Raw genomic sequence first — 24,208 nt, 5'->3', positions numbered from 1 at the left:
CGTAACCTGCACACTCACGCTCCAACAAAGCAGAAATGTTATCAACCTCAGGACTCAATAAGGCCGCATCATGAACACTGCAACCAGGATAAACATCTCATCCGTCATGGGGATCAGAGAAGCCATCGAGCAGATTTTTACCCTGATCCATCGTCATTTTGATTCCTATGCCACGGATACCGACGATACCAGACAGATCGAAGAATGCCGCTACTACATGCATCAGCTGAATGGCATGCTGGAAATGCTGGAGCTGAATGGCGTTGCGTTCGTCGGTCATAATGTGGAAGCGTTGCTCACTGCCTTGCAGGAACGGCGTACCGAGCCGGATACGGAAGTGCTGACCGTCACCCGGCAGGCAATCCGTTCCATTTATCGTTATCTGGATGCGCTGATCGATGGTGAGACGGATAACCCGGTCAGACTGTTCCCGGTCTACCGGAAAATCATGCAGATACAGGGGCTGGAAGAAATTTCCGAAAGTGATCTGTTTTTCCCGGATGTGCGCGAATCGTTACCGTTACAGCCGGTGGAGCCGGATCTGGATGATTCCTCCCGGCAGGAGGCCGCCAAACAGGCGCGTGCACAATTCCAGTCAGGTCTGTTGAGCTGGCTGAAAAATGCGGAAGACAGACACAGTCTGCAGAAAATGGTAGAAGCTGTGCGTTCGGTCGAGAAACTGCCCGCTCCCATCGAGCAGCGAAAATTCTGGTGGATCTCTTCGGGGTTTCTGGACAGTTTGCTTCATCAGGTACAGGCCGCCGATAAATCGGCCCGCAGATTATGCGGCAAGATCGAGCAGGAAATCAGGCATCTGAACAAGGAATCGCATACCGTTGCTGATCGTCTGACGAGAGAACTGCTTTATCGGGTAGCTCGCAGCCAGCCGGTGAGTGAGCGTCTGCAGGAAATCGGGCGCGTTTATGACTGGCAGATTCCTCTGTCCACGATAGACAACCGGGAGCATCTCGACGAATCCATCCTGGACGAAGAGGCAACTGCTTCGGATCTGCAGAATATGCGTGTTCTGCTGGAGGACATCAACGACCGGTGGCGCAGATTCAACGCCGAGGATCAGGAAAATCTCTCCTCACTGCTGGCACTCGTCGAACGGTTCAGAACCCAGGCTGCACGGGTGAATTGTCCACCGCTGGAGAAACTGGCGGGTGTCATCCATGGCGCCTTGTCCTATTTGCGTATTCGCCCGCAGAGCATGAATGAGGGGATTGCGCTCGACATTGCTTCATCCCTGTTGCTGACCGAGAATGCCATCGACAATTTCCATCGGTTGTCACCGGAATTTCCGGCCCAGGTCGAGGTGCTTGCTACCCGCATCCGTGCGGTGACCACCGGAAAGGGAAATGAAGACGATTTGCCCGATCTGCCCAGCCCGGATCAGGCAGGGCACCTCGCCCAGGAGAAGAAGCTGCTCAAGCAGGTGGCGCAGGAAGTGCTCACCAACCTGGCTCAAGTCGAAGATATCCTCGATCGCTTCTTTTTTGAACCGGAAATACGGAACGATCTGCCGGTTCTGCCGGAACTGTTCAACCAGATCAGCGGGGTATTGCTCATGCTCGGACTGGATCGGGCCGGTACACTGCTCGATTCATGTCGCGATCTCGTTGAAAAACTGACTGATCCGAATCGGCCACTGGATCAGGCCGAACAGATTCTGCTGGCCGATGCGCTGAGTGGCCTCGGTTTTTATATCGAAGCACTCAGAAATGCCCAGTCGGATTCCGAGGAAATTCTTACTGCGACGATCAATCAGTTCAATCAGAAGCTGGCCGGGCAATCTCTGTCAACAGATATTCCGGCAATCTCTGCCGAACCGGCACTCACGGCTCCTGAAATGCCATCTGAAGCCGCCACGGATCAGCTGTACGACCCCGAACTGCTGGCGATTTTTCTCGATGAATCCACTGATGTGCTGGCAAGTATCGCAGCACACCTGGAAGCCTGTTACGGCGATCATCTGGATCTGGCTGCACTGACCGCCATTCGCCGCGACTTTCATACTCTCAAGGGTAGTGGCCGCATGGTGAAACTGGAAGCGTTGAGCGAAGTGGCATGGCGTATCGAGCAACTCATGAACCGCTGGTTGAGTGAGCAGAAACCGGCAACCGGTGAACTTCTGGATTTGCTGGCGGAAAGCCACAGACAGTTCTGCAACTGGTGTGCCAGCCTGAAAAAGAACGGTACCGCAGAAATCAGGGCGCAGCACTTGCTCGATCGGATCAGGGAAATGATGTACGGCACGGAAGAACAGACGGCCATGGACGCTACGATTCCTGTACTCCCTCTGTCTGCCGTGCCTGAGCAGGAAACGAGTCTTGAATGGACCGTGGAACCCGTTGTATCTCCCTCTGCTGCGGAAGCTGAGTCTGTAACCGAAACGATGGTGCAAATCGGGAAGATCGAAGTACCGGCCGAGCTGTTCAGCATTTTCATCAAGGAAGCCAGCACCCATGTTGATACTCTCAAGCAGGCGCTTGGGTTGTCCGAAGGTAATACCATTCTGTCGATTTCCCATGAGTCGATGCTGGCGGCGCATACTCTGACCAGCACCGCACGCGCACTGGAGCTGGATTTCATCGCACAGACCGGACAAGTGCTGGAACGCTGGTTCAATCGCCTGCTGATGACTTCAGGTATGCCGGGACCACAGATACTGCCTCACATGACGGCGGCCGTAAATTTGCTGGATGACATGGTGACGGCCATCCGCAATCATCAGTATCCCTCGATTGAAACATTACAGGCAGGGGAAGAAACGACGAACGAGCTGGCACGTCTTCTGGAAGAAGTGTCGGCTCAAATGCCTGAAACGGAGCCGGCTGAATCTGAATGTATCAAACCTGAATCTGCCGAGCTGCAGGCGAGTGAAATTCTGGCGGAAATCGCTCCTGTCCTGTTACAGGAATCTGCTGTTACGTTGCCGGTTTCACCAGTTCAGTCGACTGAAACCGAGGCTGAATCCACTGGTGTGGATCGGGAATTGCTGGAAGTGTTTCTCGAAGAAGCACAGGAACTGCAATCCGAAATTGGAACGAATCTGCGGGCATGGCGCAGACAGCCTGAGCAGGTGGCTGCACGCAAGGCGGTATTGCGTGCATTACATACACTGAAAGGCAGTGCTCGCATTGCTGGCGCACTGCAGGTAAGTGATCAGGCGCACCAGATGGAAAGCGATATCGAGTCTACATACGACCAGGCTGTGCCAGCAGCACTGCTCGATCGGCTTGAAAGCCGATTCGATACCATCCTGGATGATATCGAACAGTTGAGATCCTCCCTACAACCCGTGCCGCAGCCTGTTTCGCCGATTGAGGAAACCGGGATACGACCGGATCTTCCCGTTTTCCCCGTAATTGCAGAGGACGATCAGCCTGTGCGCAAAACAGTTCTGCGGGTCGATGCGGAGCTGATAGATCGCCTGATCAACGAATCGGGAGAGTCGAGCCTCATCCGTTCCCGCATCGAAGCGCAGTTGTATGATCTGGAGCAGTCTCTGCAGGATCTGGGTGAAAGTGTGGATCGTATGCGTGGTCAGTTGCGTGAAATCGAGTTGCTGGCTGAAACCCGGATTCCCTCCGGCGCGCTGCCTTCGGTAACCGATGAGGCTGATTTCGACCCGCTGGAGCTGGATCATTTCACACGTTTCCAGGAATTGACCCGGCTGATGGCAGAAAGTATGGACGATGTGGTCACCATCCATAAAAGCCTGCGTGAAATGCGGCGGGCTGCTGATATGGCAGTGGATCAGCAGGCACATCTGAATCGCCGTTTACAGCAGGATCTGGTCCATATTCGTACCGTTCCATTCAGACATTATTCTGAGCGTCTCTACCGTGTGGTCAGACAGGCGGCAAAAGATACCGGCAAACAGGCCAGCCTGACGATTCAGGGAGAGGATATCGAACTCGACCGGAGTGTGATCGATAAAATAGGCTCTCCACTGGAACATTTACTGCGTAACGCGCTGGTGCATGGCATCGAGACACCGCAAGAACGCCTGCAGGCCGGCAAGGTGGAAACCGGGCAGATCACACTCGATCTGCATCAGGAAGGCAGCGAAATCGTCATGGTATTGCGGGATGATGGTATCGGGCTGGATGCCGGGCGTATCCGTGACAAAGCACACCAGCTTGGCCTGGATGATCCGGAAAATGCACAGAATGATGAACAGTGGTATCCGCTGATCTTCACACATGGATTTTCCACGCTGGATAATGTGACGGATATGGCAGGGCGGGGAGTCGGCCTCGATATCGTCAGAAACGAGCTGGGCGAGATTGGCGGCAATATTACCGTGACCTCGGAAAAGAACCGGGGTGTCACCTTTACGCTGCGTCTGCCGGTGACCCTGGCGGTAACGCAGGCGCTGATGGTCAGAGCAGCCGACAGCACCTATGCCATTCCGGCTGCGAACGTGGTACATGTGCTGGAAATGAATTCAGAAACACTGGGTATGGCTTACCGGGAACATCATCTGACATGGAATGATGATCGCTTCCCGCTGATCTATCTGCCGCATCTGCTGGGTGTGCCGCATACTTTTCCTGAAATCCGGCGCCATAACCGTATCGTGTTGTTACAGGCAGGGCATGAACGACTGGCTGTTCATGCCGATGCACTGGTCGGCCAGTGCGAGGTGGTGGTCAAGAACGTCGGTCCGCAACTGTCTCGTGCACCAGGCATCGAAGGCGCCACCATCACGGGGGATGGCAGTGTTGTGCTGATCATCGACCCGATCAGGCTGCTGCAGCGCGAGCAGGTGCAGGAGCTGCTGTCTGCAGGGCCGGTTGCACCGGTCAATGCCTCGGATATCCATCCTTCTGCTATTGCACCGGTCGTGATGATCGTCGATGATTCACTGACGGTACGCAAAGTCACCAGTCGCCTGCTGGAGCGGCAGGGCTATGAAATCCTGATTGCCAAGGATGGTGTGGGAGCACTGCAGCTGCTGCGTGAAACGACACCCGCGATCATGCTGGTCGATATCGAAATGCCGCACATGGATGGTTTTGAGCTGATTCGGGCGGTGCGTGACAACCCGCAACTGCATACCCTCCCGATCATCATCATTTCTTCACGCACTGCGGACAAGCACCGTAAGGTGGCGGAAGAACTGGGTGTGAATGAATTCATGGGCAAGCCTTATCAGGAGGAAGAGTTGCTGTACCATATCGAACGCCTGATCAAAGGGTGAGATGGATTCGATCAAAGAACAACTCATTGAAGCCAGAGGCGCTCGTATCCTTTACCTGTCACCGTATTCTCCAGACCGCAATCCTATCGAACAGGTCTTTGCGAAATTCAAGGACCTTTTGAGAAAGGCCATGGCAAGGTCATTCGATGCTTTGTGAAAAACAATCGGCAGCATACTGCCGCTCTTCTCAGCATATGAATGCAGAAATTACTTCCTGAATTCAGGGTACGAACGTACTTAAATGCAGAATGCCCCAGGCGGATTATCCCCTTTCGCCAGTTTTGCTGAACCATAGTCTTACCTGATTTGCCAGGTGCGATATAGATCTTGCTGAAGTTGTTCATGGGCTCGTGTAAGTAATTGCTGCTCATATATCAAAATAGCAGCGATGCTTTTCATTGATATATAACGCTGCATTTGCATGTATTGCGGCAGGATGAACACGATGCCATCCATCACCATTCGCAATGTCCCGGACGTGGTACGTCGCGTGATTCGGATTCGTGCTGCCATGCACGCATAGTGCCGAAGCTGAAATCCGTTATATCCTGGAGCAGACAGTAAAACCTGAGAGCCGTCTGAAATTCGGTTCTCTGCTAACATCCATCGCCCGCGAAGCAGGAGGGTTGACTGTGACGCCGAAGCGGAGCAAATCAACCAGCTCCGCGGCAAGACTCCGGCCAAACCGATGAGGTTTGAATGATCGTCCTCGATAAGGCGGGCCATAGGTGAGAGGGAGGAGAGGAGATATCAACTCGATAAAAACCAGGCTGTATGATATCGGTCTGACAGGAAAAATAGTGCAGAAAAATTTGAGTCAAGACAAAAAATAATTTACCCTTCCCGTCCTTTCTCAGGAAAGATGCCTTTTCGGATACTTTCCGAGCTTTGTGGAATTGATTCCATGTATCAGGCGATTGCGGCAACCCGGGTTGTCGATGTTGCTTTTTATTGCCCGGCCGTCCCGGGTAATTGTCTTCCCTGCGGGGACCCAATCCAAGCGAGTGCCGCATCAAGGCTTCAGGGGCACTTGCGTAGAGTGGAGAAACCCATGAATCATGCTATAAAAATAATGGCTCCGGGTCATGAAGCATTGACTCAAAATACTCGGTTCCAGGTATATACCGAGCGGCAACTGGACAAAATCAGGCCGCTGGAGAGGTTCACGAAAGAGCAGCGTTTCGAAATGCATGTAGTGGCCAATGTTCTGCCGTTTCGTGTCAACCAATATGTGATTGACGAACTGATTGACTGGAACAACATACCGGCAGATCCTGTTTTCCAGCTCACCTTCCCCCAGCGCAACATGCTGGAACCGGAGGATTTCGAGCGTATGGCCGAAGCATTGCGTCGCGATGCGCAACGCAGCGAGATCCAGGCGATTGCTGTCGATATTCGCAGCAAACTGAACCCCCATCCTGCCGGACAGCAGGAAATGAATGTGCCGGTTTTTCACGGCGAGCCTCTGCCGGGCACACAGCACAAATACCGCGAAACCGTGCTGTTCTTCCCCAGCCAGGGGCAGGTGTGTCATAGCTATTGCACCTTCTGCTTCCGCTGGGCGCAGTTTATCGGCGACAAGGAGCTGCGCTTTGCCAGCAATGAAGCCGGCAACCTGCACAAGTATCTGGCTGGCCACAAGGATGTTACCGATCTGCTGATGACCGGTGGTGATCCCATGGTGATGAAAACCCACCACCTGAAAGCTTATCTGGAAGCCATGCTGCGCCCGGCGCTGGAACATGTGCAGAACATTCGCATTGGCACCAAGTCGCTGACCTTCTGGCCGCAGCGCTATGTCACCGACGAGGATGCGCACGAGCTGCTGGCGCTGCTGGAGCGGCTGGTAAAAGCAGGCAAGCACGTGGCCCTGATGGCGCACTTCAATCACTGGCGTGAAATGGATACACCCATTGTGCGTGAGGCGGTCAGGCGCATCCGTGCGGCAGGCGTGGTGATCCGCGCCCAGGCTCCGATTGTGCGCAACATCAATGACGATCCGGCCGTCTGGGCAAAAATGTGGCGCACGCAGGTGGGCATGGGCATCATTCCCTACTATATGTTTGTCGAGCGCGATACCGGTGCCAAACGCTACTTTGAAGTACCGCTGGAACGCACCTACCAGATTTACCGTGAAGCCATCCAGCAAGTATCAGGACTGGCACGCACGGTACGCGGCCCGTCCATGAGTGCCGGTCCCGGTAAGGTGGAAATCCAGGGCATCGTTGAGCTGAATGGCGAGAAAATCTTTATCTTGCGCTTTATCCAGGGCCGCAACCCCGACTGGGTACAGCGCATTTTCTTTGCCAAATACGATCCCGAGGCCACCTGGTTTGATGACCTCAAACCGGCTTTTGGTGAGGAAAAGTTTTTCTTCACTGATGAATACAACGCCATGCAGGGGGTGTAACCGACTATTTGTCCGGTAGGAGAGAAAGCTCATAGTAATAGAAGTGGCTAGGGGCTTTTTTTCAGCGGGATGAATCCTGATTGCGAAAACTGTATAACCTACGTTACATAAAATGATTTGATTTTGAAGAGTTATTCGACGGTTTTGTTTTGTTGTTTTCTGATTGCATTTGATTCCAATCGTTATCGGATGCATCTCCGGTTTGCCCATTCCTGCAATTCCAGATTTCAGTATCAGCTCGATCTTTTCAACTGCTTCATTGCTGATCTTACCGAGGTAATTTTTTGTGTTCCAATCTGCGACATCAATGTAGATTGTGCTCAGATGCCTGGACAAAAACATGGCAACAAAGAATCGCACATGGCAATGACAATGCAATATTTGCTTACCATCTCAAAATAAAAGGTGTAGATTATTTCAGAGGGGGATAGTAATACACCACTATTCTGAAAACCTGAAAACAGTTTCCTGTCTAACAAGGGATCCGTTCCAAAGCTCTCCAGGAGAAGGAGGAACACATGAAACAGCAGAAAAATCAGGCCGGAACTCAAGCTCGAAATGCGTGTGTTTTGGCAGGAAAGCGGTCCCCCACGCAATTTACTTCTGCCCTGGGTTTACCCGGATCAGGCTGTTCTGGTTTTAATCCACAACTTTACTTTTCTTCCGATTTCGGTGCCGGCAATGGGGCGTTCAGTTCTGGCCGGGGTCTGTCGCCACCATCGATCACGCGCAAGACCAGGAAGGAATTGCCACGATATCTGAATGCATTGATCACCTGGTTGATCGTGCTTTCTGTTTCTCTGGTCGTAGCGGGTTGTGAGGAAGGCAACCCCCCACAACCTCAATTACAACCACAAGTTTGCGGCACGATCCAGGGATTGGCCTGTCCTGCCGAGCAGTACTGTGATTTGGGCATCGGCCAGTGCAAAGTTGCTGATGCGCAAGGTGTCTGTAAAACCAGGCCAACAATCTGCACGAGAGAGTTCAATCCGGTTTGCGGTTGTGACGGAAAAACTTATGGTAATGCCTGTGGAGCGGCTGCGGCAGGTGTTTCTATCGATCATGAGGGTGAATGTAAAACAGCAGAACCCCAGGCTTGCGGAGGAATTGCAGGAATCAGGTGTCCGGATGGCCTGGCATGTGTTGATGATCCGGGTGATACCTGCGATCCCGAACACGGGGGAGCAGATTGTGCGGGGATATGTATTGCCGGGCAGGGTCAGTGACATCTTTTTATGTGTTTTTTAGAAAAATGGAGGTAAAAATATTTTGCAGGTAACGTGAGAGGCCACTCTGTCTCCCGGGTTGGGCAAGATGAAGTGGGCCTGTTATTAGCCCGGTGCGGATGCGATACACATCAGGAACATGGTATCTGTAGAGGGCACAACACTCGGTGAGGTGGCTATCATGAAACAATCGAATGTGATCAAACTCTTTTCAATTGTTCTCGGGTTATGGCTTTTGTTTAATCCAATCGGTACTCAGGCAGAAACAGCAAAATACGAGACAATCAAAACCGAATATCAGTATGCTGCAAAAGTGGCGTGTTCGTTATTACTGCCACACCAGGACGGTACTCTGGCGAAAGGCATATACCGTACTATCATCAATATTCACAATCCTGCCAGCAAGAAAATCACGGTTGCCGCCAAGGTGGCACTTTCCACTCAGATGGGCTCCGAACCAGGCCCTTTCAATGTTACGCCGTTCAAGGGAATTACACTGCAACCGGATGGTGCTGTCGGAGTAAATTGCTTTGACATTGCCGGCTACTTTTGCCCGATTAATGGGGTATGCGTAGATTTTGCATTTCTGGAGGGGTTTCTGGTAGTGAAAAGTCCTGTTCCACTGGATGTGGTAGGGGTATATACCGCACGACCCGTGGAGGGAGAAGTTCAATCGATCGATGTCGAAACTGTTCAATCGAAAAGGATACACGATATCGTGAAGCTGGGTACCACCGAGCTGCCCGGGCGTGGAGAGGGAAAACGTGTTGATTATCCGCCCAAAGGAAGCGCTGCATACGATGGTCAGAAGCCTAAACAAATGTGTGGAGGGATTGCCGGTTTTCCCTGCCCCGAAGGTATGAAGTGTGTGGATGATCCCTCGGATGACTGTGATCCTGCCAAGGGAGGTGCCGACTGCGCGGGTATCTGTGTGAAATAGCGTAAAAATGAAGCGTTGGGTTGTCTCTGCGTGTGGGCTATCAGGGAAAGATGCGATGAAACAGGCTGCTGTGATCCTGACGGGAATCCTGGTATTGCTGGCTGGAAAAAGTACCACGGCAATATCGAGGGAGCCCTTCCATCTGGAAAATATGACGTGTTCCATTACGTCAGCCAGTATGAATGGCTGTACCGGGGTCCCAACGCTTCATTCCGGAATATTGACTCTATCGAAAGAGGGTACTTTCAAATTAAAGGCACGCTACGAGGGCTGCTTCATGGTCGAGAATGTAACAAAATCGGGAGACTTTGCAGCATCCTTTTTCGAAAAAGCAATGAGCCTCGAATTGCTGACCACAAGGACCACGGGCATGAAGAATGCGCTATCAGATTTTCCCGGGACGCTGGGGTTTGCACATCTGAATTATGACGGGCTGGACGGGTACTTTATTGATATATCTGCTGTAATTCGTGCACGTGGACGCGAGATGGAAAATGTCATCGTTACCGCAAACCTGCAATGCACGGTGATCGATGACGCAGCAAGGACTGCAGTAAAAGCAGATCGATTGTCATTCATCCAGAAAGGAGTTTACAAATGACACACCATACAGAAGTTTTTGAAGGCGGTACGATCGATATAGAAGACGATACCAGCCTCACAATCAATGGAAAGGAAATCAGTTACGTACATGATGCAGTAAAAAACAAGTGGTCTTCGAGATATCTGCCTTATACCCAATATGATTCATTACTGGATCTGGCGCGGGCGATCATCCGGGACACCGTTGAATTCTCCGGTGTGAAAGAGTAATTCCTGCAGATAAAAACATGGAGGAAATTCTCATGGCTATCAGAAAAGATGCAAATACACTGACTGCTGCAGAACGGGCAGAATTCGTTGCTGCCATTCGCGTGTTGAAGGCCGAAGGCATCTATGATCGATTCGTGCTCAGACATGCGAACGCCAATATGAGTGCAATTCACCGATGCTCTGCTTTTTTGCCGTGGCACCGCCGCTTTATTTATGATCTCGAACTGGAACTGCAGCGCGTTTCGGGTAACCCGAATCTCGGGATACCTTACTGGAACTGGCCATCAGGTAGCGCCAATGCCTCCATGTGGAATGATGATTTGCTGGGTGGCAATGGAGATGCCGGTGGTGTTGTCCGTACCGGTCCATTCCGCTCCGGGCAATGGACTGTCATCAATTCCAGCGGATTGCCAGCAGGTCCGCTGATGCGCGCTTTCGGTCAGAACGGCTTGCCAACCTTACCCACACAAGCGGCAATCAATCAAGTCATGGCCGTTACGCCCTATGATACATCGCCGTGGAACATGAACAGCAATCCAAGTTTCCGTAATCAGCTGGAAGGCTGGATTGGCCCCAATCTGCACAACCGTGGTCATGTCTGGGTGGGGGGGTCCATGCTGCCGATGACTTCCCCGAATGATCCGGTGTTTTTCATGCACCATTGTATGGTGGATAAAATCTGGCATGAATGGCAACTGCGCTTCCCGAATCAAGGTTATTTACCAGCCAGTGGCGGCCCTTTTGGTCAAAATCTGACTGATCCAATGGGTAGTACCCCTTCAGGACAGGTCGGGTCGCGTCCTATCGATGTGCTGGACAGTGCAGCGCTGGGTATCGTATATGATGATGCTGCTCCTCAGCCGCAACCTCAGCCGGAAATACCGCTCATTGTCGTTGGAGCCGATCCGATAGCAGCTGCTATCGGCGTGCCGGGAGAAACCGATGTTTTCCGTTTCGAAGTCCCGGCCTTCGGTGCTCATACGATGTATACCCTCGGATCATCCGATACGTTCATGACTCTGTTCGGCCCCAATGATCCGAATTTTGAAGTGGCATCAGATGATGATGCAGGCGAGGGTTTCAATGCACAAATCAACCGCAATCTGTCTGCAGGTACTTATTTTCTGCGCGTTCGTCTGTACAGCCCGAACAGTACGGGAAATTATGCGGTTGGCGTGCGCGCAGTCAGTGCCACTCCAGGCCCTGGTCCCGGCCCGGTTCCGATCCCCGAGCTCATCGTGAATGGTGTGGGCATCGATGCATCGATTTCTGCAGCGAATGAAAGCGATGTGTACCGGTTTAATGTTACTACGGGAGATTTTTATACCATCCAGACGAATGGGACAACGGATACCTTCATGAGCTTGCATGGCCCGAACAGCCAGATACCGGAAATCGCCAGCAACGATGATTCAGGCATCTCCTTCAACGCGCTGATCCGCCGTCAACTTTCTCCGGGTGAATATTTCGTTCGTGTAAGACACTACTCGCCATCCGGGACAGGTGCTTATTCTGTTCGGGTGACGCAGGGATGAGCTGATTGCTTTGTCTTGAGAACAGGATTTGATGAATCGCACTTTTCATTTTTGAGTGCACTTTGAGAAAGGGAGAAAAAACAGCTACCAGGCAGCCGCATACACACTAAGACCAAAGTTCCAGCAGCTGAAGGAAATGTAAGTTATCACTGACAAAAAGGGGATGCGCTATGAATGAATTCTTTTTTCAGATCATTTTTCGGCTTGTGAACCGATTCCCATGGATCAGTCGAGTCGCCTCGCGCATAACGTGGTTGCGGCGCTGGATCAGCGATACTTTTATCAATTGGCAGGCCTATGCCACAAACCCCCGTCCCAGGCCATTCTCCATGGCCGCTCCCTATACCACATGGCAGGCATTGACAGACCGGACATTCACCGGACGACATCTGCCGGAAGCGGAAGGAGAACAGAATCTTCCGGATCTGAAAAGTGTTGTCAATCTGTGGCGCAGAAAAGAAAACAGGGAAATCCCGTCAGTTGATACCAGCATCCTGTTTTCTTTTTTCGCTCAATGGTTCACCGATAGTTTTCTGCGGACAGATTTTTTCGATCGCCGGAAAAATACATCAAATCACGAAATCGATCTGTGCCAGATCTATGGCTTGCGTGAAGACATCACGCATTTGCTGCGGTTGAAAAAGGATGGCAAGCTGAAATATCAGGTCATCGATGGAGAAATTTTTCCTCCTTACCTTTTCAATGTAGAAGAAACGACTGCAGATAATTGGGTGTTTGCTGACAGGGAATTTGAGAATCTGCATCCCCGCGCTGTTCTGGAATTTGTTTTTGACAATGTCCCGGAAGAACGGTTGAAGCGTATGTTTGCCACCGGGCTGGAACATGGTAATTCATCGATTGGCTATACCCTCATGAATACTATCATGTTGCGTGAACACAATCGGATCTGTGACGTGCTCAAAGAAGCGCATCCCACCTGGGATGATGAACGTCTGTTCCAGACAGCCAGAAACATCATGATCGTGCTGCTGATTAAAGTGGTGTTGCAGGATTATGTTTCGCATTTTACACAATTTGGTTTTACGCTCGATCCTACACCGGGGATGGCGGAAAGGCAGCGCTGGTATCGCACCAACTGGATTTCTCTGGAATTCAATCTGCTCTACAGGTGGCATTCGATGGTGCCGGAATACTACTTTGTCGGTGATCAGCGATACACGCTCGATGAGTTTCGCAACAATACCGCGCTGGTCACACACCAATATGGTATTGGAACCATGATATCAGCAGCCTCGCAGCAAAAAGCCGGCCGTGTCGGTTTGTACAACACGCCTCAGTTCTTTTTTGATCCATTGCCTGTGGGTGCGGATAACCGGAGTGTCATGGAACGCAGCGTAGAGATGGGGCGTCAGGCCAAACTGCGCTCATTCAATGATTACCGCCAGGCATTCAGCATGCCGCGTTTGAGAAGTTTTGAGGAATTGACAGCAGATCCGGCGCTGCAACGGGAGTTGAAGGAACTGTATAACGATCGCATCGATGACCTGGAGTGGCAGGTCGGTATCTTTGCGGAAGATCACGATGAAGGGTTTAGTCTGGGGCGCCTGATGGTGCGGATGGTGGGTTACGATGCATTTACCCATGCTCTGACCAATCCACTGGTATCGGGCTACGTACATAATGAAAAGACCTTCTCGTCCGTCGGGCAATCGATCATCGAAGAAACCAGTCTGCTTGCAGATATCGTTAAACGTAATGTCAGGGACAGCGATACGGTTATTGCAAGTTTCAGAACCTCTGCTGTTGCTTGAATGAGGATGTCGCAGTGAAGTAATCCGGGAACTGGATGAATTTTATCCTTTTAAAGGAGCGTCACATGATGAACAAGCTGCCACAACAGGAAGAAAACAGACGCACGGTAGAGAATAGGAAAAATTATCTGCTGCGAAGACAGGCGCAGTATCAATATGCCTACGAGTATGCCAATACGATTGCTGTGGTACGCAAACTGCCATGTCGGGAGATACCAGGGCCTGGATACTGGCTGCGTGGCGGGATCAATTTGCTGCAGCTGATTCCAAGTCTGCCGAGTCTGCTGGTGACGTATATGCGCTATTTGCTTGGCAAACCGATGGAAAGCTACCGCGACTATATTTTTTATCCGTTTAGCCCTCCGAATCCGGCACTGGTCGATAACTTTCAGCAGGATCTGATATTTGGCCTGCAACGTGTCATCGGGGTAAATCCTGTCGTATTGCGCGCCGTGACTTCTCAGCATCCGCTGCCACAGAAATTACCGGAATCTGAAATCCAGCGTGTTTTTGCAAAGTATGTTGATGAAACTGACTATGCGACTGCAATTACGCAAAAGCGTGTGTATATCCTGGATTATGCAGATCTGGAGATATTGCAGCGCAATCCCGGACAAATCGATGGCGGCCGTAAACAATATGTCACAACCCCGATTGTGGTGCTGTTTCTGCAAGCAGATGGCATATTGCGGCCGATTGCCATCCAGCTGTATCAGGATGCCGGGCCTGACAATCCCATTTATACTCCAAACGATGGCAATCTGTGGCTGGCAGCCAAAACGTTTGCCCAGGTCGCAGATGGTAATCACCATATACTGGTTACCCATGCCACCCGCATTCATTATGTGATGGAAGCCATTATCATGGCCTCACGCCGGCAGCTTTATAAATCTCATCCGCTCTGTGTGCTGTTGAATCCGCATCTTCGACATACACTCAACGTCAATCATCAGCACACCTTCCTGCGGGATCGAAAAGGGCGCCCCGGCCGGTATGGTGAGCTGTTTGCCGGAGATTATGATGCGACGACTCAGTGCATGGCCAATGGTATGACAAGTTTTGACTTCAGGGCATCGGCCTTCCCTAACGATATTGCCAGCCGGGAAGTCGATAACCCTGATCTCTTTTATCCGTATCGTGATGATGGTGTGTTGTTATGGAATGCAATCCAGCACTTCGCCACAGAATATATCGATGTCTGCTATCAATCGGATGGGGATGTGGCTGAAGATTGCGAGATTCAGGCCTGGGCGCATGATATCGGCGCCCGGGATCGCGGCAGAATTCCCGGGTTTCCCGCCAGGTTTGCATCCAGACAGGAACTGGCCGAGACTATTGGCCATGTCATTTTTCTATGTACGGCATTCCATTCGTGCATTCATTTCAACCAGTACAAATATCCGGGTTTTGTTCCCAATATGCCTCATTCGGCTTATGCACCTCCCCCGGTGGGGAAAGGTGCGGAAATGGATGCAGACGGGCTGTTGAAGTTTCAACCCGCATTCCGGGCGGCATATTCGCAAACCTGGACTTATTTCCAGACAAATTTTACTGTCAATCGTATCGGCCAGTATCCGTTGCGGCAATTTGACCCGGCAGCACGTGATGTCATAGAGCGCTTCAGAAAACGGCTCCAGGAAATAGAAGGACGAATCGATCAAAGAAACAGCAGCCGACCTGTTCCCTATGACCGGATGAATCCAAGAATCATCCCGAATGGGGTAACGGTTTGATTCTCGCGGGATTCGTATGAATTTCTAATAGCCTGGTAGAGCTTCTGGATTTCAGATGAGCCACTTTCCGATAGTTATCGTACTGACAGGATTACTGCTTTTGAGCGGATGTGATGCTTTGGAACCTGAAATATCCTGTCTCTCTGTGCTCATGCAAGGTGACATTCAGCACGTTGCCAAGACGAGAGAACAGCGGTTTCTCGGTAAGGTCACCGGGAGACGGGCGCATTGTCTTGGTGGAGATCATGCTGTGGCGCTCAACCGGAATCCCTGGCTGGATTGGCCAAATTTCTGGGGAACAGGTGACAGCTTGTCATTATCTTCTTCGCCATTGGCCAGCTCGTTTTTCGGTCCGAATGAACGTGGCATCAACAGTGCGCTTTATGAACTGGAGTTGCAGCGGATCGAGCTGATCAAATTCAATCTCTTTGACAATAGCGGTACTTACCAGGCTTATGTGACAGGCCGTGATGGCAGGGCAGGCCCTGTTTTACAAGTCTGGCCGGAAATGCAGTTACCGCCAACTCATCCTCGTTACAAGGACGTTGAGCATAATCAGGAACATCAGGTTTGCAGTGGCGAATTGATTCGTTTTCGTACTGTTACCGGTATCTGTAACGATATCTACAATCCGTTGATGGGCTCGACTCATCAGATCTTTGCGCGCAATGTCCAGTTCGATACGACCTTTCCTGATCTGGGCCTCGATGAGATGGCCAGGAATCGTCATGGAGATCGATTGGGTTTGCTGAAACCCGATCCGCAGGTCATCAGCCGGAAATTGTTTACGCGCACGCAGTCACAGCCTGATAAATGCCGGAACGACGACGAGTTATCTGGCGATCTTGAGAAATTCGCATGTGATTACAAAAAAGCACCGGCCCTGAATGTGCTGGCAGCTTTCTGGATTCAGTTCATGACCCATGACTGGTTTTCTCATGTGGAAGAGGAATCTGACCAGTCAGCGTGGATGACGGTGGGTTGTATAACTCAGCGAATTGACAACATCGAACAGCCTTTGGCAGCGAAGGAAGCCCGCCAGCTGGGCTGCCGGCCGGGTGACAGAATCCATGTTGCACCGATCGATGATGACACACCGCCCGCATCGTTCATGCACGACGGCCACCTTTATCGCACACGCGCGCCGAAAACGACACGTAATCATGTGACAGCCTGGTGGGATGCCTCACAGCTTTATGGCTATGACGAGCGCTCCAGTCAGCGGGTGAAACGGGATCCCGAGGATGCTGCCAAATTAGCGCTGATTCATGTAAGAGAAAGCGTGGATAGAGGCGATGAATCCGGATACTTGCCGACCTTTGAAGTGGATGATCCGATCGATCCGGCATGGTCAGGTCAGGAAGCAGCCGCTTTTCCGGACAACTGGTCCATTGGATTGAGTTTTTTTCATAATGTCTTTGCCAGAGAGCACAATGCTTTTGTTGAGGAATTCCGCAAGCAGGCAGCCAAAACACCTGATGCTGACAGCGGCTTGAGGAACCCGGCGCACCCTGAGATGATCATTCGTTACCGGGATGTCACGGCAGGCGAATTATTCAATGTAGCCCGACTGGTGATTGCCGCCGAGATCGCCAAGATCCATACCCTTGAGTGGACGACGCAGCTGCTGTACAACGAGCCGCTGTATCGGGGGATGAACGCCAACTGGCATGGGTTATTTCACGAACATGCGGCGGTATCCGAGGTACTGAGAGAAATTATCCGCCAGCTGGACGATACCGAAGGTATCAGCAACAGTCTTCATGCCGCTTTCGCTGGTGGAGCAGGTATTTTCGGGTTAGGCAATCATCGCTATGAAGGCGCGCCGCTCTATTCCCTGGTCGATCGCAACAGAAAGGATATCTGGACACTCACCCGCAACGAAGATATCAATGGCGGAGTCAACCATTTTGGTTCTCCTTTCAGTTTTCCTGAAGAGTTCGTCACGGTATATCGACTGCATCCTTTGTTGCCGGATTTGATCGAATACCGTGAATGGCATAACAATCCGAATATCATTCGGCAAAAAATACCTGTCATCGATACCTTTCGCGGTAAAGCCACCGGGGCGATGCGGCAGAAAGGCCTGGCAAACTGGGCGCTCAGCATGGGTCGTCAGCGGGCAGGTGCGTTGACGCTCCAGAATCATCCGCGGTTTTTGCAAAACCTGAAGATCCCTCATCTGCAATCATCCACCCGGCAAATCGACATTGCTGCACTCGATCTCATTCGCGACCGGGAGCGGGGCATTCCGCGCTATAACGAGTTTCGTCGGCAGTACGGGTTGAAGCAATTGACCAGCTTCGATGATTTCATCGATCCGCGCGTGCCCGGAGATTCGTCTGTTCGTCGCGAACAGGAGCAGCTCGTGCGGACATTACGTGAGGTATACGGACAGCACCGGTGCGATGCATCCAGACTGATCACAAACGCCCAGCTGAATGACGACAAATCACCCATTAACGATTGTCTGGGGCATCCCGACGGCAGTCTTGTAGACAATATCGAGGATGTCGATACGGTCGTCGGCTGGCTGGCGGAATTCAAACGGCCGCACGGTTTTGCCATTTCAGAAACCCAGTTCGTCGTGTTCGTTCTCAATGCTTCACGCAGACTCTTCAGCGACCGGTTTTTTACTTCGAGTTTTCGCCCGGAGTTCTATAGCATTCTGGGAGTGGAGTGGGTAATGCACAATGGGCCGGGCCCGGAAATAATGGAAGAGGGGACGTACAATGGTCACCGGCAACCGGTTTCTCCGCTGAAGCGAGTCCTGTTGAGAACGTTGCCCGAGCTGGCGGATGAGCTTCAGGGTGTGGTCAACCTGTTCGATCCCTGGGCGCGAGATCGCGGAGAATACTACAGCACTCAATGGAAACCCCGGCGCGGTGCCGAGGGGGATGAAGTATTTACTCGGTAAGAACCCGTTCAATATCTCACTGAAGGGTGCATTGCGGCGTTAAAATCGAACTCGAAATGCTCAGGGTTTACAGAAGCTGATAAGTGATCAGCTGTGGTTTCCAAGTTTACTCCTTACATCTTCAATAATGACTTCACCGGCCTTTTCACTGATCATGTAGATGGCGGATACAATAAAAAAACCCGGTATTCTGGGAAAGATTGAAGCATCGACAATCCGCAGGCCAGTGGTTCCGTAAACACGGAACCGGCTGTCGACGACGGCCATTTCATCGCTTCGCGGTCCCATTTTGCAGGTGCAGGAAGCATGGTGCCCCCAGGCCTGATCCTTGATGAACTGACGGATTTCATCTCGGCTGCTGACGTTTGCACCCGGTAGAATTTCTTCATCAACCAGATCCCCGCAATCTTCGAGAATATTGCGAACGGTTTCCACGCCCTCTACTACTGAATCCAGATCCTTCTTGCTACTGCTGTCATCCTCATTTTCAGGAAAGTAGTTGAAGTTGATGTCAGGCACATCGCGCGGATCGCTGGATCGTAAGGTGACATATCCCGTGTTGCTTGCGTGTGCCTTGAGAATGGCCCAGGTAAAGATATTTTCTTTGCAGGTATCAGAGTGGTCGCCATTCTTATTACATAGCGCATTAGGATAGCGACTGTTATCTCGGGTAATATCACGAGCATAGCCTGGATAGTAGCCGCTGAAATTACCGAGCAATCCAAAAATCAACAGATCCGGATCGTCATCTGGATGTTTGGCAGAAGAGCGCTTGATGAGCGCAATCGTTGCACCGTTCGTGGTGTAAGGTCCTTTTTCCTGGAGCCACAGCGCGTATTGCGGATCTGGCTCTTCTCCAGGTTCTGGCGGGCGTAATTTCATTCCTTTGATCAGGGGAATGTTTTCTTTGAGTCTCGTTACCACGCCGATTTCATAGCGATCCTGTAAATTTTTTCCGACACCTGGCAGTTCTACTTTTACCTCGATCTCATGTTTTTCCAGTTCTTCCCGCGGACCAATCCCGGATAGCATGAGCAGTTGAGGCGTATTGAAAGCACCCGCAGCAATGATGATTTCACGTTTTGCACAAACTGTTTTGGCTTCGGAGACAACTGATTCTTCGTGCCGGGGGTCAGCGCGATATTGATGAGCGCCCACACGATACACCACGCCGTAAGCTCTGTTATGTTCGTCGAGCAGGATCCGCTGGACCAATGAGTGGGTTCTTACTATCAATTTGTCAGGGCATTGTTCCCGAACCCGCAGGATGTACTCTCTGGTACCTGCCCGCTTGCCGTGTTGGATCGTCATCGGAATTTTGCACAGTCCTTCAGGAATCCTGCGAATCAAACGCCAGTCATTGGGATCGAAGCGAATGATAAATTTCAGAATCCCCAGAAAAAAACGTTTGAGCGGATGCATCATGCGCCGGGATTCTTTCACTGCGGCGATCGTCAGTTTTGTCAGGACTTTGTCCTTCAACAGCATCCAGCGGTTAGCTGGATTGGTTGGCAACCAGCCGTCAAATCCATGGCGACTCCAGATTTTCCATCTTGGAACATATTCGCAGCGTTCCAGACGGCGGAAGTATTTGTGCATATTTCTGCTATGCCAACTGGGATCATTCATCAGTTTGGCAATGTAATCCCAGTCACTATTGTGGGGATACATCAGAACCATGGCATTATGTGCGGTACATCCGCCTAATGTGCCCGAGCGAGGGTAAAGCACACCATTCTTTTCTTTGCTGAACTTGCAATCATATTCCTGCCGGACTTTGTCGCCATAATGATGAACAAAGTAATCCCAGCGAAGCGCTTCATTTTCCGAAGCACGTGCATGAAATGCCGGAACCCTGTAATCACAGGGCTCATCATCTCCTCCGGCTTCCAGCAACAGCACACGAAATCCTGCCAGAGCCAGTTTGCAGGCGACTGGCCCACCTCCTGCACCGGAGCCGATGACGACATAGTCAAACTTTTCGTCACTATCACTATCGATCTGATTATTTTCCGGGGAGGCAGGCTCAATCATAGATATCTCCTGGAGCAGAAAACGGGTAGAGCGTCGTGATCTGTAAACTGAGAAATACGGCGGATATTCCGGCTGCATGTTGGATTACCCGCCGTTACAGAATTACATGGTCTTGAGAAACTCGATCAAAGCACGTTTATCGTTATCATCGAGCGCTGTTCTGCCTTCTTCTGCCGGGAGGTAGTCTGTGCCGAAATAATGCCCGCGGTTAACGACAAAATCCGGACATTTGTTAACGCCCAGTAAAGGATCGACTATCCCGCTCAATATTTTGCGCAGCTCTTCATCAGTCATGCTTTCAGGATGTTCCTGGGCTTTCCACAAATCAAAGATATCCCACCCGATAGCCCTTGCAAGATCCCACGAAAGAGAAAGCCGCTGCCCCCAGTTCATTTCCATATTGGTATTGGAAACCAGATTCACAGGAATGCCTTCAGGGAATGGACCAAGCTCCAACCCATCACCAATAGGGAGAATTCTGACATACCATGGCAGGTAACCTTTCGGTACTTTTAGCTCACTCCTTTCTGTCGTCCGGTCGATAATACCCGGTACTTCTTTGCCGGATCGGGTCAGATAGGTTTTTCCTTCGCAACTGCCTGCTGCTTCCGAATCATAGGCATAGGAGCCTTTTCCTTCTTTATCCTGTCCGTAGTAGTACAGATCTTTCTGATCGCAGTAGCGTTTTTCGGGCCATAGCAGCTGCTCGATACTGATCTCGAAAGATTTCATACGATCTTCCACTGAACCCGAGGGATAAAATTTCCCGACCGTATTGTTCAGTAAAAATGGTGCTGTAGACCAAATGCTCGAAAGGGAAGGTGGACGAATATAACCACGTCCCCCGTCTGGCATGACGTGATCTGCAGGTTTGCGTGTAACTGGATGATGGATCAGTGCTTTTCCTACCGAAGGCAAATTTTTGTAGGAAGTCGAAGAAAAATTGTCCCAGGTATCTCCCTGGATGGCATTGGTCGCGATCGACGCACAAATATTGGTTTCCAGCAGAGTTACCGGGATGCGTAACTCCGTGGACAGGAAATTCTCTTTGAGAAAATCTTCTTCCATGACCAGCTTTGTCATTTTCTCCTTGAATTCGGGTGAGTTGGTCCAGTGCCAATACTGATTCCAGCACTTCAAGTAATCAGGGCCGACACACCCTTTATCAGGGAAAAACTTGTTTGCCTCGTCCGGTAATTTACTCGAATGGCAAGCAGCACAATGCTCGGCAAATACCTTCTTACCATGTTCCAGAGTTTCTTCATCATCGGTCAGGTAATGTTTACCCCCGGGAGCATCCTTCAAATGATCCGGAGGGGTGGCAACCAGAAAAAACAAGGCGCCATCCAGCGTCTGCTGCTCGGTTGCCCGCCAGTAGCTGGAATTCTGTTCGGCTATTTTGATCGGGAAAGGTGTAAACGGCTTTCCTCCTACCAGGGGATTGATGTGCTGTAGCCATTCTTCACTGAACAAACCGATATTGATGAAAACACGATTCAATGCGCCCAGTGCACCGACCGAATCCGCACCATCTTTGAGCACACGCGGCGTCAGTACCGTATCCGGATCTTTGAAAAAGGCTCTGAGCGGGCTGTCGGCAGGGATTTCGTCGAAATGATTGAACTGCTTGTTATCCCGCTCGCCACCGTTCAATTTTTCTTCACCCCAGCGTAAGGTATTCAGCATCCGTGCAGGAAGGCTGTAAACAGCGTTCATGGTACGCGGATTGTTGATGTAGTCGGTGGAGATGAGTGAGGTATCCAAAGCACCCGGCCGGTTGGTATGGAGATGCTGGTAGGCGAAACTGGTTTTATCGGCCTCGTACGCGAATACCCGGTCGAACCAGAAATACTGTGCCCCGGGATTGGAATTGAGATTGGCCCACTGCGGATTTTCCGGATCTTCAGGCGGGTTGGTCGGGTTGGGTCCTACGTGACAGAAACTGCAAGCCATTCCCACCCGGTACGGTTTGACCAGTTTGGGATTATTGTAGTAATTCGGATCAGAATAATATTTTTCGGCATCCCAGCGTTTTTTTGCGGCTTCATTGAAATCGGGATTGGGAAACAGGCGCAGACCTACAATACCAGTCGCATAACCATAATAAGACCCCACTGGCACGGTTTTGCCACGCGCACCAATTTTGACGCCTGGATATTTTTCCTCATTTTCAAACGGATCAGCAGGACAGGTCGGATCTCGTACATCCAGATATAGGCCGAAACGATCTTCACGCCCGACCAGTTTGCCTTGCGCGTCGGTATTTTTTATGAAACACGGTTCATTGACCAGACCAAACCAGTGCCATCGGTTGTCGCGGCTGTATCCCGGATTTTTCACAAGCCTGGGATGATTCGACAGCACTTTCAGCAGATCGAAGCTGCCAAAGCTCTTCACGCTCATATAATCCCAGAACTTGTCGTTGCCACCCGTCCAGACGATCCAGTTGTTTCGGCCTCTGACTATCGATTTGACAGCCTCGTCCGGATTCTGTGAAACGCCGGGCACGAAGGGCTCAAGGGCAGCGACTACCTTATCAGGAGTCTGGCTGATTCCATAATCCATATCCTTGAAATAATCTTCATCCGCTCCCGGAAAGCTCTCTGCAGATCTGTTTACACACTGTGCTTCATCCAGAACCGATCCGGACTGGATGTGATTACCTTTGATACATTCGGCTGCAATTTTCAGAGATAAATCATCTGAACATCCTGCAAGAAGTAAAACCAAGCTGATCCCGGTGAAATAAAAGATATTTCTACATGTTTTCATGATGATCTCCAGTTAAATGTTGATCAGGGCAAGCTAAAGTTTGAAGCCATTACTGCAGTATGCTTTCATAATATATCCCTTTTTCTACTGAGGGTATTACTATGTTTGAATTAATTTTAGAGAAAATTAGATAGCCAATAGTTATTCAGCATAATCCTGTTTTTCTGTTTTGAGGTGATCAAACAATTGCATATTGGGTAAACCAGGAATAAAGTTATTGTGAGTGTGGTCTTTGAATTCGATACAGATTGATTCTTTTCTGCGAGGGGGGTTCAGCTTGTTGAATAGGTAAGGTGCTTGTCCTGGATCATCCTGTTTCGGATCACGTGTTGTCAGACGATTCTGTTTATTTGTTTTTGGTATAACCATGAGGAGTAACTGAAATGAATAATACGGTCAGAGCTTGGTTGGGGAAATCACGTGAAGAACTGGATGAAATCTATCGTCATGCCACGCCGGGAAATATTCCGGCAGGCGATACACGCGGCACGGCAATTCTGGCGGGATCATTCTTTTCAAAAACAGTGGCTGCTTTTGCACGCCTTTTTGCCTGGCAGGGCAAGGTATTTGATTTATTTTGTCCAGGCGGTCAGGCGGGTGTCCTTGTCAACAAGATTACGCCGTTTGGTTTGACGTTTATCGTTGCAAAGGTGTATCGCGATAAGAGTTGGCTCGACGGGCAAGACACCATCGTCATTGATTACTCTAAAACTTCATTCGTTGCCAAAGTGATTCGCGATGAGATTCGCGAGGTTGAGCCTGGTGTTTATCTTGGAAAAGTCTGGTGGGGCAAAACGCGCGTCCTGGATTTTGCCCTGACGCAAAGCGACACCCAATAACGCGC

Annotated in this window: 14 protein-coding genes and 1 pseudogene; 13 read left to right on the top strand and 2 right to left on the bottom strand. The window is 50.8% G+C overall.

Features of this window, described 5'->3' with window-relative positions:
* Nucleotides 1–70: 70 nt before the first annotated feature.
* From B5D58_RS06565 to B5D58_RS06505, 12 genes and pseudogenes are all read left to right on the top strand, one after another.
* The gene (locus B5D58_RS06565; RefSeq protein ID WP_011111835.1) at nucleotides 71–5,212 is read left to right on the top strand and encodes a hybrid sensor histidine kinase/response regulator; all 5,142 of its coding nucleotides are present in this window, start codon (nucleotides 71–73) and stop codon (nucleotides 5,210–5,212) included.
* Between the two features lie 25 nt (nucleotides 5,213–5,237).
* Nucleotides 5,238–5,453 (top strand): annotated as a pseudogene (locus tag B5D58_RS14070) (IS630 family transposase); the annotation flags it as partial.
* Nucleotides 5,454–5,633: 180 nt separating this feature from the next.
* Nucleotides 5,634–5,735 carry a FitA-like ribbon-helix-helix domain-containing protein gene (locus B5D58_RS14435; RefSeq protein ID WP_412458334.1) on the top strand — a complete coding sequence of 34 codons (102 nt, stop codon included), beginning with the start codon at nucleotides 5,634–5,636 and terminating at the stop codon, nucleotides 5,733–5,735.
* 528 nt (nucleotides 5,736–6,263) lie between these two features.
* Nucleotides 6,264–7,622 carry a KamA family radical SAM protein gene (locus tag B5D58_RS06550; RefSeq protein WP_011111833.1) on the top strand — a complete coding sequence of 453 codons (1,359 nt, stop codon included), beginning with the start codon at nucleotides 6,264–6,266 and terminating at the stop codon, nucleotides 7,620–7,622.
* 518 nt (nucleotides 7,623–8,140) lie between these two features.
* Nucleotides 8,141–8,848, top strand: a complete 708-nt coding sequence (locus B5D58_RS13865; protein WP_011111831.1) for a SpvB/TcaC N-terminal domain-containing protein — start codon at nucleotides 8,141–8,143, stop codon at nucleotides 8,846–8,848.
* A 181-nt stretch (nucleotides 8,849–9,029) separates the two neighbouring features.
* A complete protein-coding gene (locus tag B5D58_RS06535) occupies nucleotides 9,030–9,788 on the top strand; it encodes a hypothetical protein (RefSeq protein ID WP_041357155.1) in 759 nt (252 codons plus the stop codon).
* Nucleotides 9,789–9,843: 55 nt separating this feature from the next.
* Nucleotides 9,844–10,389, top strand: coding sequence for a hypothetical protein (locus tag B5D58_RS06530; protein ID WP_041356718.1), 546 nt, complete (start codon nucleotides 9,844–9,846; stop codon nucleotides 10,387–10,389).
* Entirely contained in the window at nucleotides 10,386–10,601 is a 216-nt protein-coding gene (locus tag B5D58_RS06525) for a hypothetical protein (RefSeq protein ID WP_011111828.1), read from the top strand. The genes B5D58_RS06530 and B5D58_RS06525 overlap by 4 nt, the downstream gene beginning before the upstream one ends.
* Before the next feature lie 32 nt (nucleotides 10,602–10,633).
* Entirely contained in the window at nucleotides 10,634–12,136 is a 1,503-nt protein-coding gene (locus tag B5D58_RS06520) for a tyrosinase family protein (RefSeq protein WP_011111827.1), read from the top strand.
* Nucleotides 12,137–12,306: 170 nt separating this feature from the next.
* Entirely contained in the window at nucleotides 12,307–13,908 is a 1,602-nt protein-coding gene (locus B5D58_RS06515) for a peroxidase family protein (RefSeq protein WP_011111826.1), read from the top strand.
* Between the two features lie 65 nt (nucleotides 13,909–13,973).
* Complete coding sequence (locus tag B5D58_RS06510; protein WP_143023721.1) at nucleotides 13,974–15,641, top strand: lipoxygenase family protein; 1,668 nt, start codon at nucleotides 13,974–13,976, stop codon at nucleotides 15,639–15,641.
* Nucleotides 15,642–15,696: 55 nt separating this feature from the next.
* On the top strand, nucleotides 15,697–18,558 hold the full coding sequence (locus B5D58_RS06505) for a peroxidase family protein (protein ID WP_011111824.1): 2,862 nt from the start codon (nucleotides 15,697–15,699) through the stop codon (nucleotides 18,556–18,558).
* A gap of 87 nt (nucleotides 18,559–18,645) precedes the next feature.
* Here B5D58_RS06505 and B5D58_RS06500 read toward each other — a convergent pair whose 3' ends face one another.
* Both B5D58_RS06500 and B5D58_RS06495 read right to left on the bottom strand, forming a co-directional pair.
* A complete protein-coding gene (locus B5D58_RS06500) occupies nucleotides 18,646–20,592 on the bottom strand; it encodes a GMC family oxidoreductase (protein ID WP_173251266.1) in 1,947 nt (648 codons plus the stop codon).
* A 102-nt stretch (nucleotides 20,593–20,694) separates the two neighbouring features.
* Nucleotides 20,695–23,364 carry a c-type cytochrome gene (locus tag B5D58_RS06495; protein WP_011111822.1) on the bottom strand — a complete coding sequence of 890 codons (2,670 nt, stop codon included), beginning with the start codon at nucleotides 23,362–23,364 and terminating at the stop codon, nucleotides 20,695–20,697.
* A gap of 383 nt (nucleotides 23,365–23,747) precedes the next feature.
* Between B5D58_RS06495 and B5D58_RS06485 the strand changes: the two genes are divergently transcribed.
* Complete coding sequence (locus B5D58_RS06485) at nucleotides 23,748–24,203, top strand: hypothetical protein (RefSeq protein WP_011111821.1); 456 nt, start codon at nucleotides 23,748–23,750, stop codon at nucleotides 24,201–24,203.
* The last annotated feature ends 5 nt before the right edge of the window (nucleotides 24,204–24,208 follow it).

It is taken from the genome of Nitrosomonas europaea, from assembly GCF_900167395.1.
Classification (GTDB): Bacteria; Pseudomonadota; Gammaproteobacteria; order Burkholderiales; family Nitrosomonadaceae; genus Nitrosomonas; species Nitrosomonas europaea.
This window is presented reverse-complemented; position numbering and strand designations above follow the sequence as displayed.

Coding starts and splice junctions, on each gene's coding strand:
- B5D58_RS06520 (WP_011111827.1), top strand. CDS start 10,634: ATGGCTATCAGAAAAGATGCAAATACACTGACTGCTGCAGAACGGGCA.
- B5D58_RS06525 (WP_011111828.1), top strand. CDS start 10,386: ATGACACACCATACAGAAGTTTTTGAAGGCGGTACGATCGATATAGAA.
- B5D58_RS06565 (WP_011111835.1), top strand. CDS start 71: ATGAACACTGCAACCAGGATAAACATCTCATCCGTCATGGGGATCAGA.
- B5D58_RS06500 (WP_173251266.1), bottom strand. CDS start 20,592: ATGATTGAGCCTGCCTCCCCGGAAAATAATCAGATCGATAGTGATAGT.
- B5D58_RS14435 (WP_412458334.1), top strand. CDS start 5,634: ATGTATTGCGGCAGGATGAACACGATGCCATCCATCACCATTCGCAAT.
- B5D58_RS06510 (WP_143023721.1), top strand. CDS start 13,974: ATGATGAACAAGCTGCCACAACAGGAAGAAAACAGACGCACGGTAGAG.
- B5D58_RS06495 (WP_011111822.1), bottom strand. CDS start 23,364: ATGAAAACATGTAGAAATATCTTTTATTTCACCGGGATCAGCTTGGTT.
- B5D58_RS06485 (WP_011111821.1), top strand. CDS start 23,748: ATGAATAATACGGTCAGAGCTTGGTTGGGGAAATCACGTGAAGAACTG.
- B5D58_RS06530 (WP_041356718.1), top strand. CDS start 9,844: ATGAAACAGGCTGCTGTGATCCTGACGGGAATCCTGGTATTGCTGGCT.
- B5D58_RS13865 (WP_011111831.1), top strand. CDS start 8,141: ATGAAACAGCAGAAAAATCAGGCCGGAACTCAAGCTCGAAATGCGTGT.
- B5D58_RS06550 (WP_011111833.1), top strand. CDS start 6,264: ATGAATCATGCTATAAAAATAATGGCTCCGGGTCATGAAGCATTGACT.
- B5D58_RS06505 (WP_011111824.1), top strand. CDS start 15,697: ATGAGCCACTTTCCGATAGTTATCGTACTGACAGGATTACTGCTTTTG.
- B5D58_RS06515 (WP_011111826.1), top strand. CDS start 12,307: ATGAATGAATTCTTTTTTCAGATCATTTTTCGGCTTGTGAACCGATTC.
- B5D58_RS06535 (WP_041357155.1), top strand. CDS start 9,030: ATGAAACAATCGAATGTGATCAAACTCTTTTCAATTGTTCTCGGGTTA.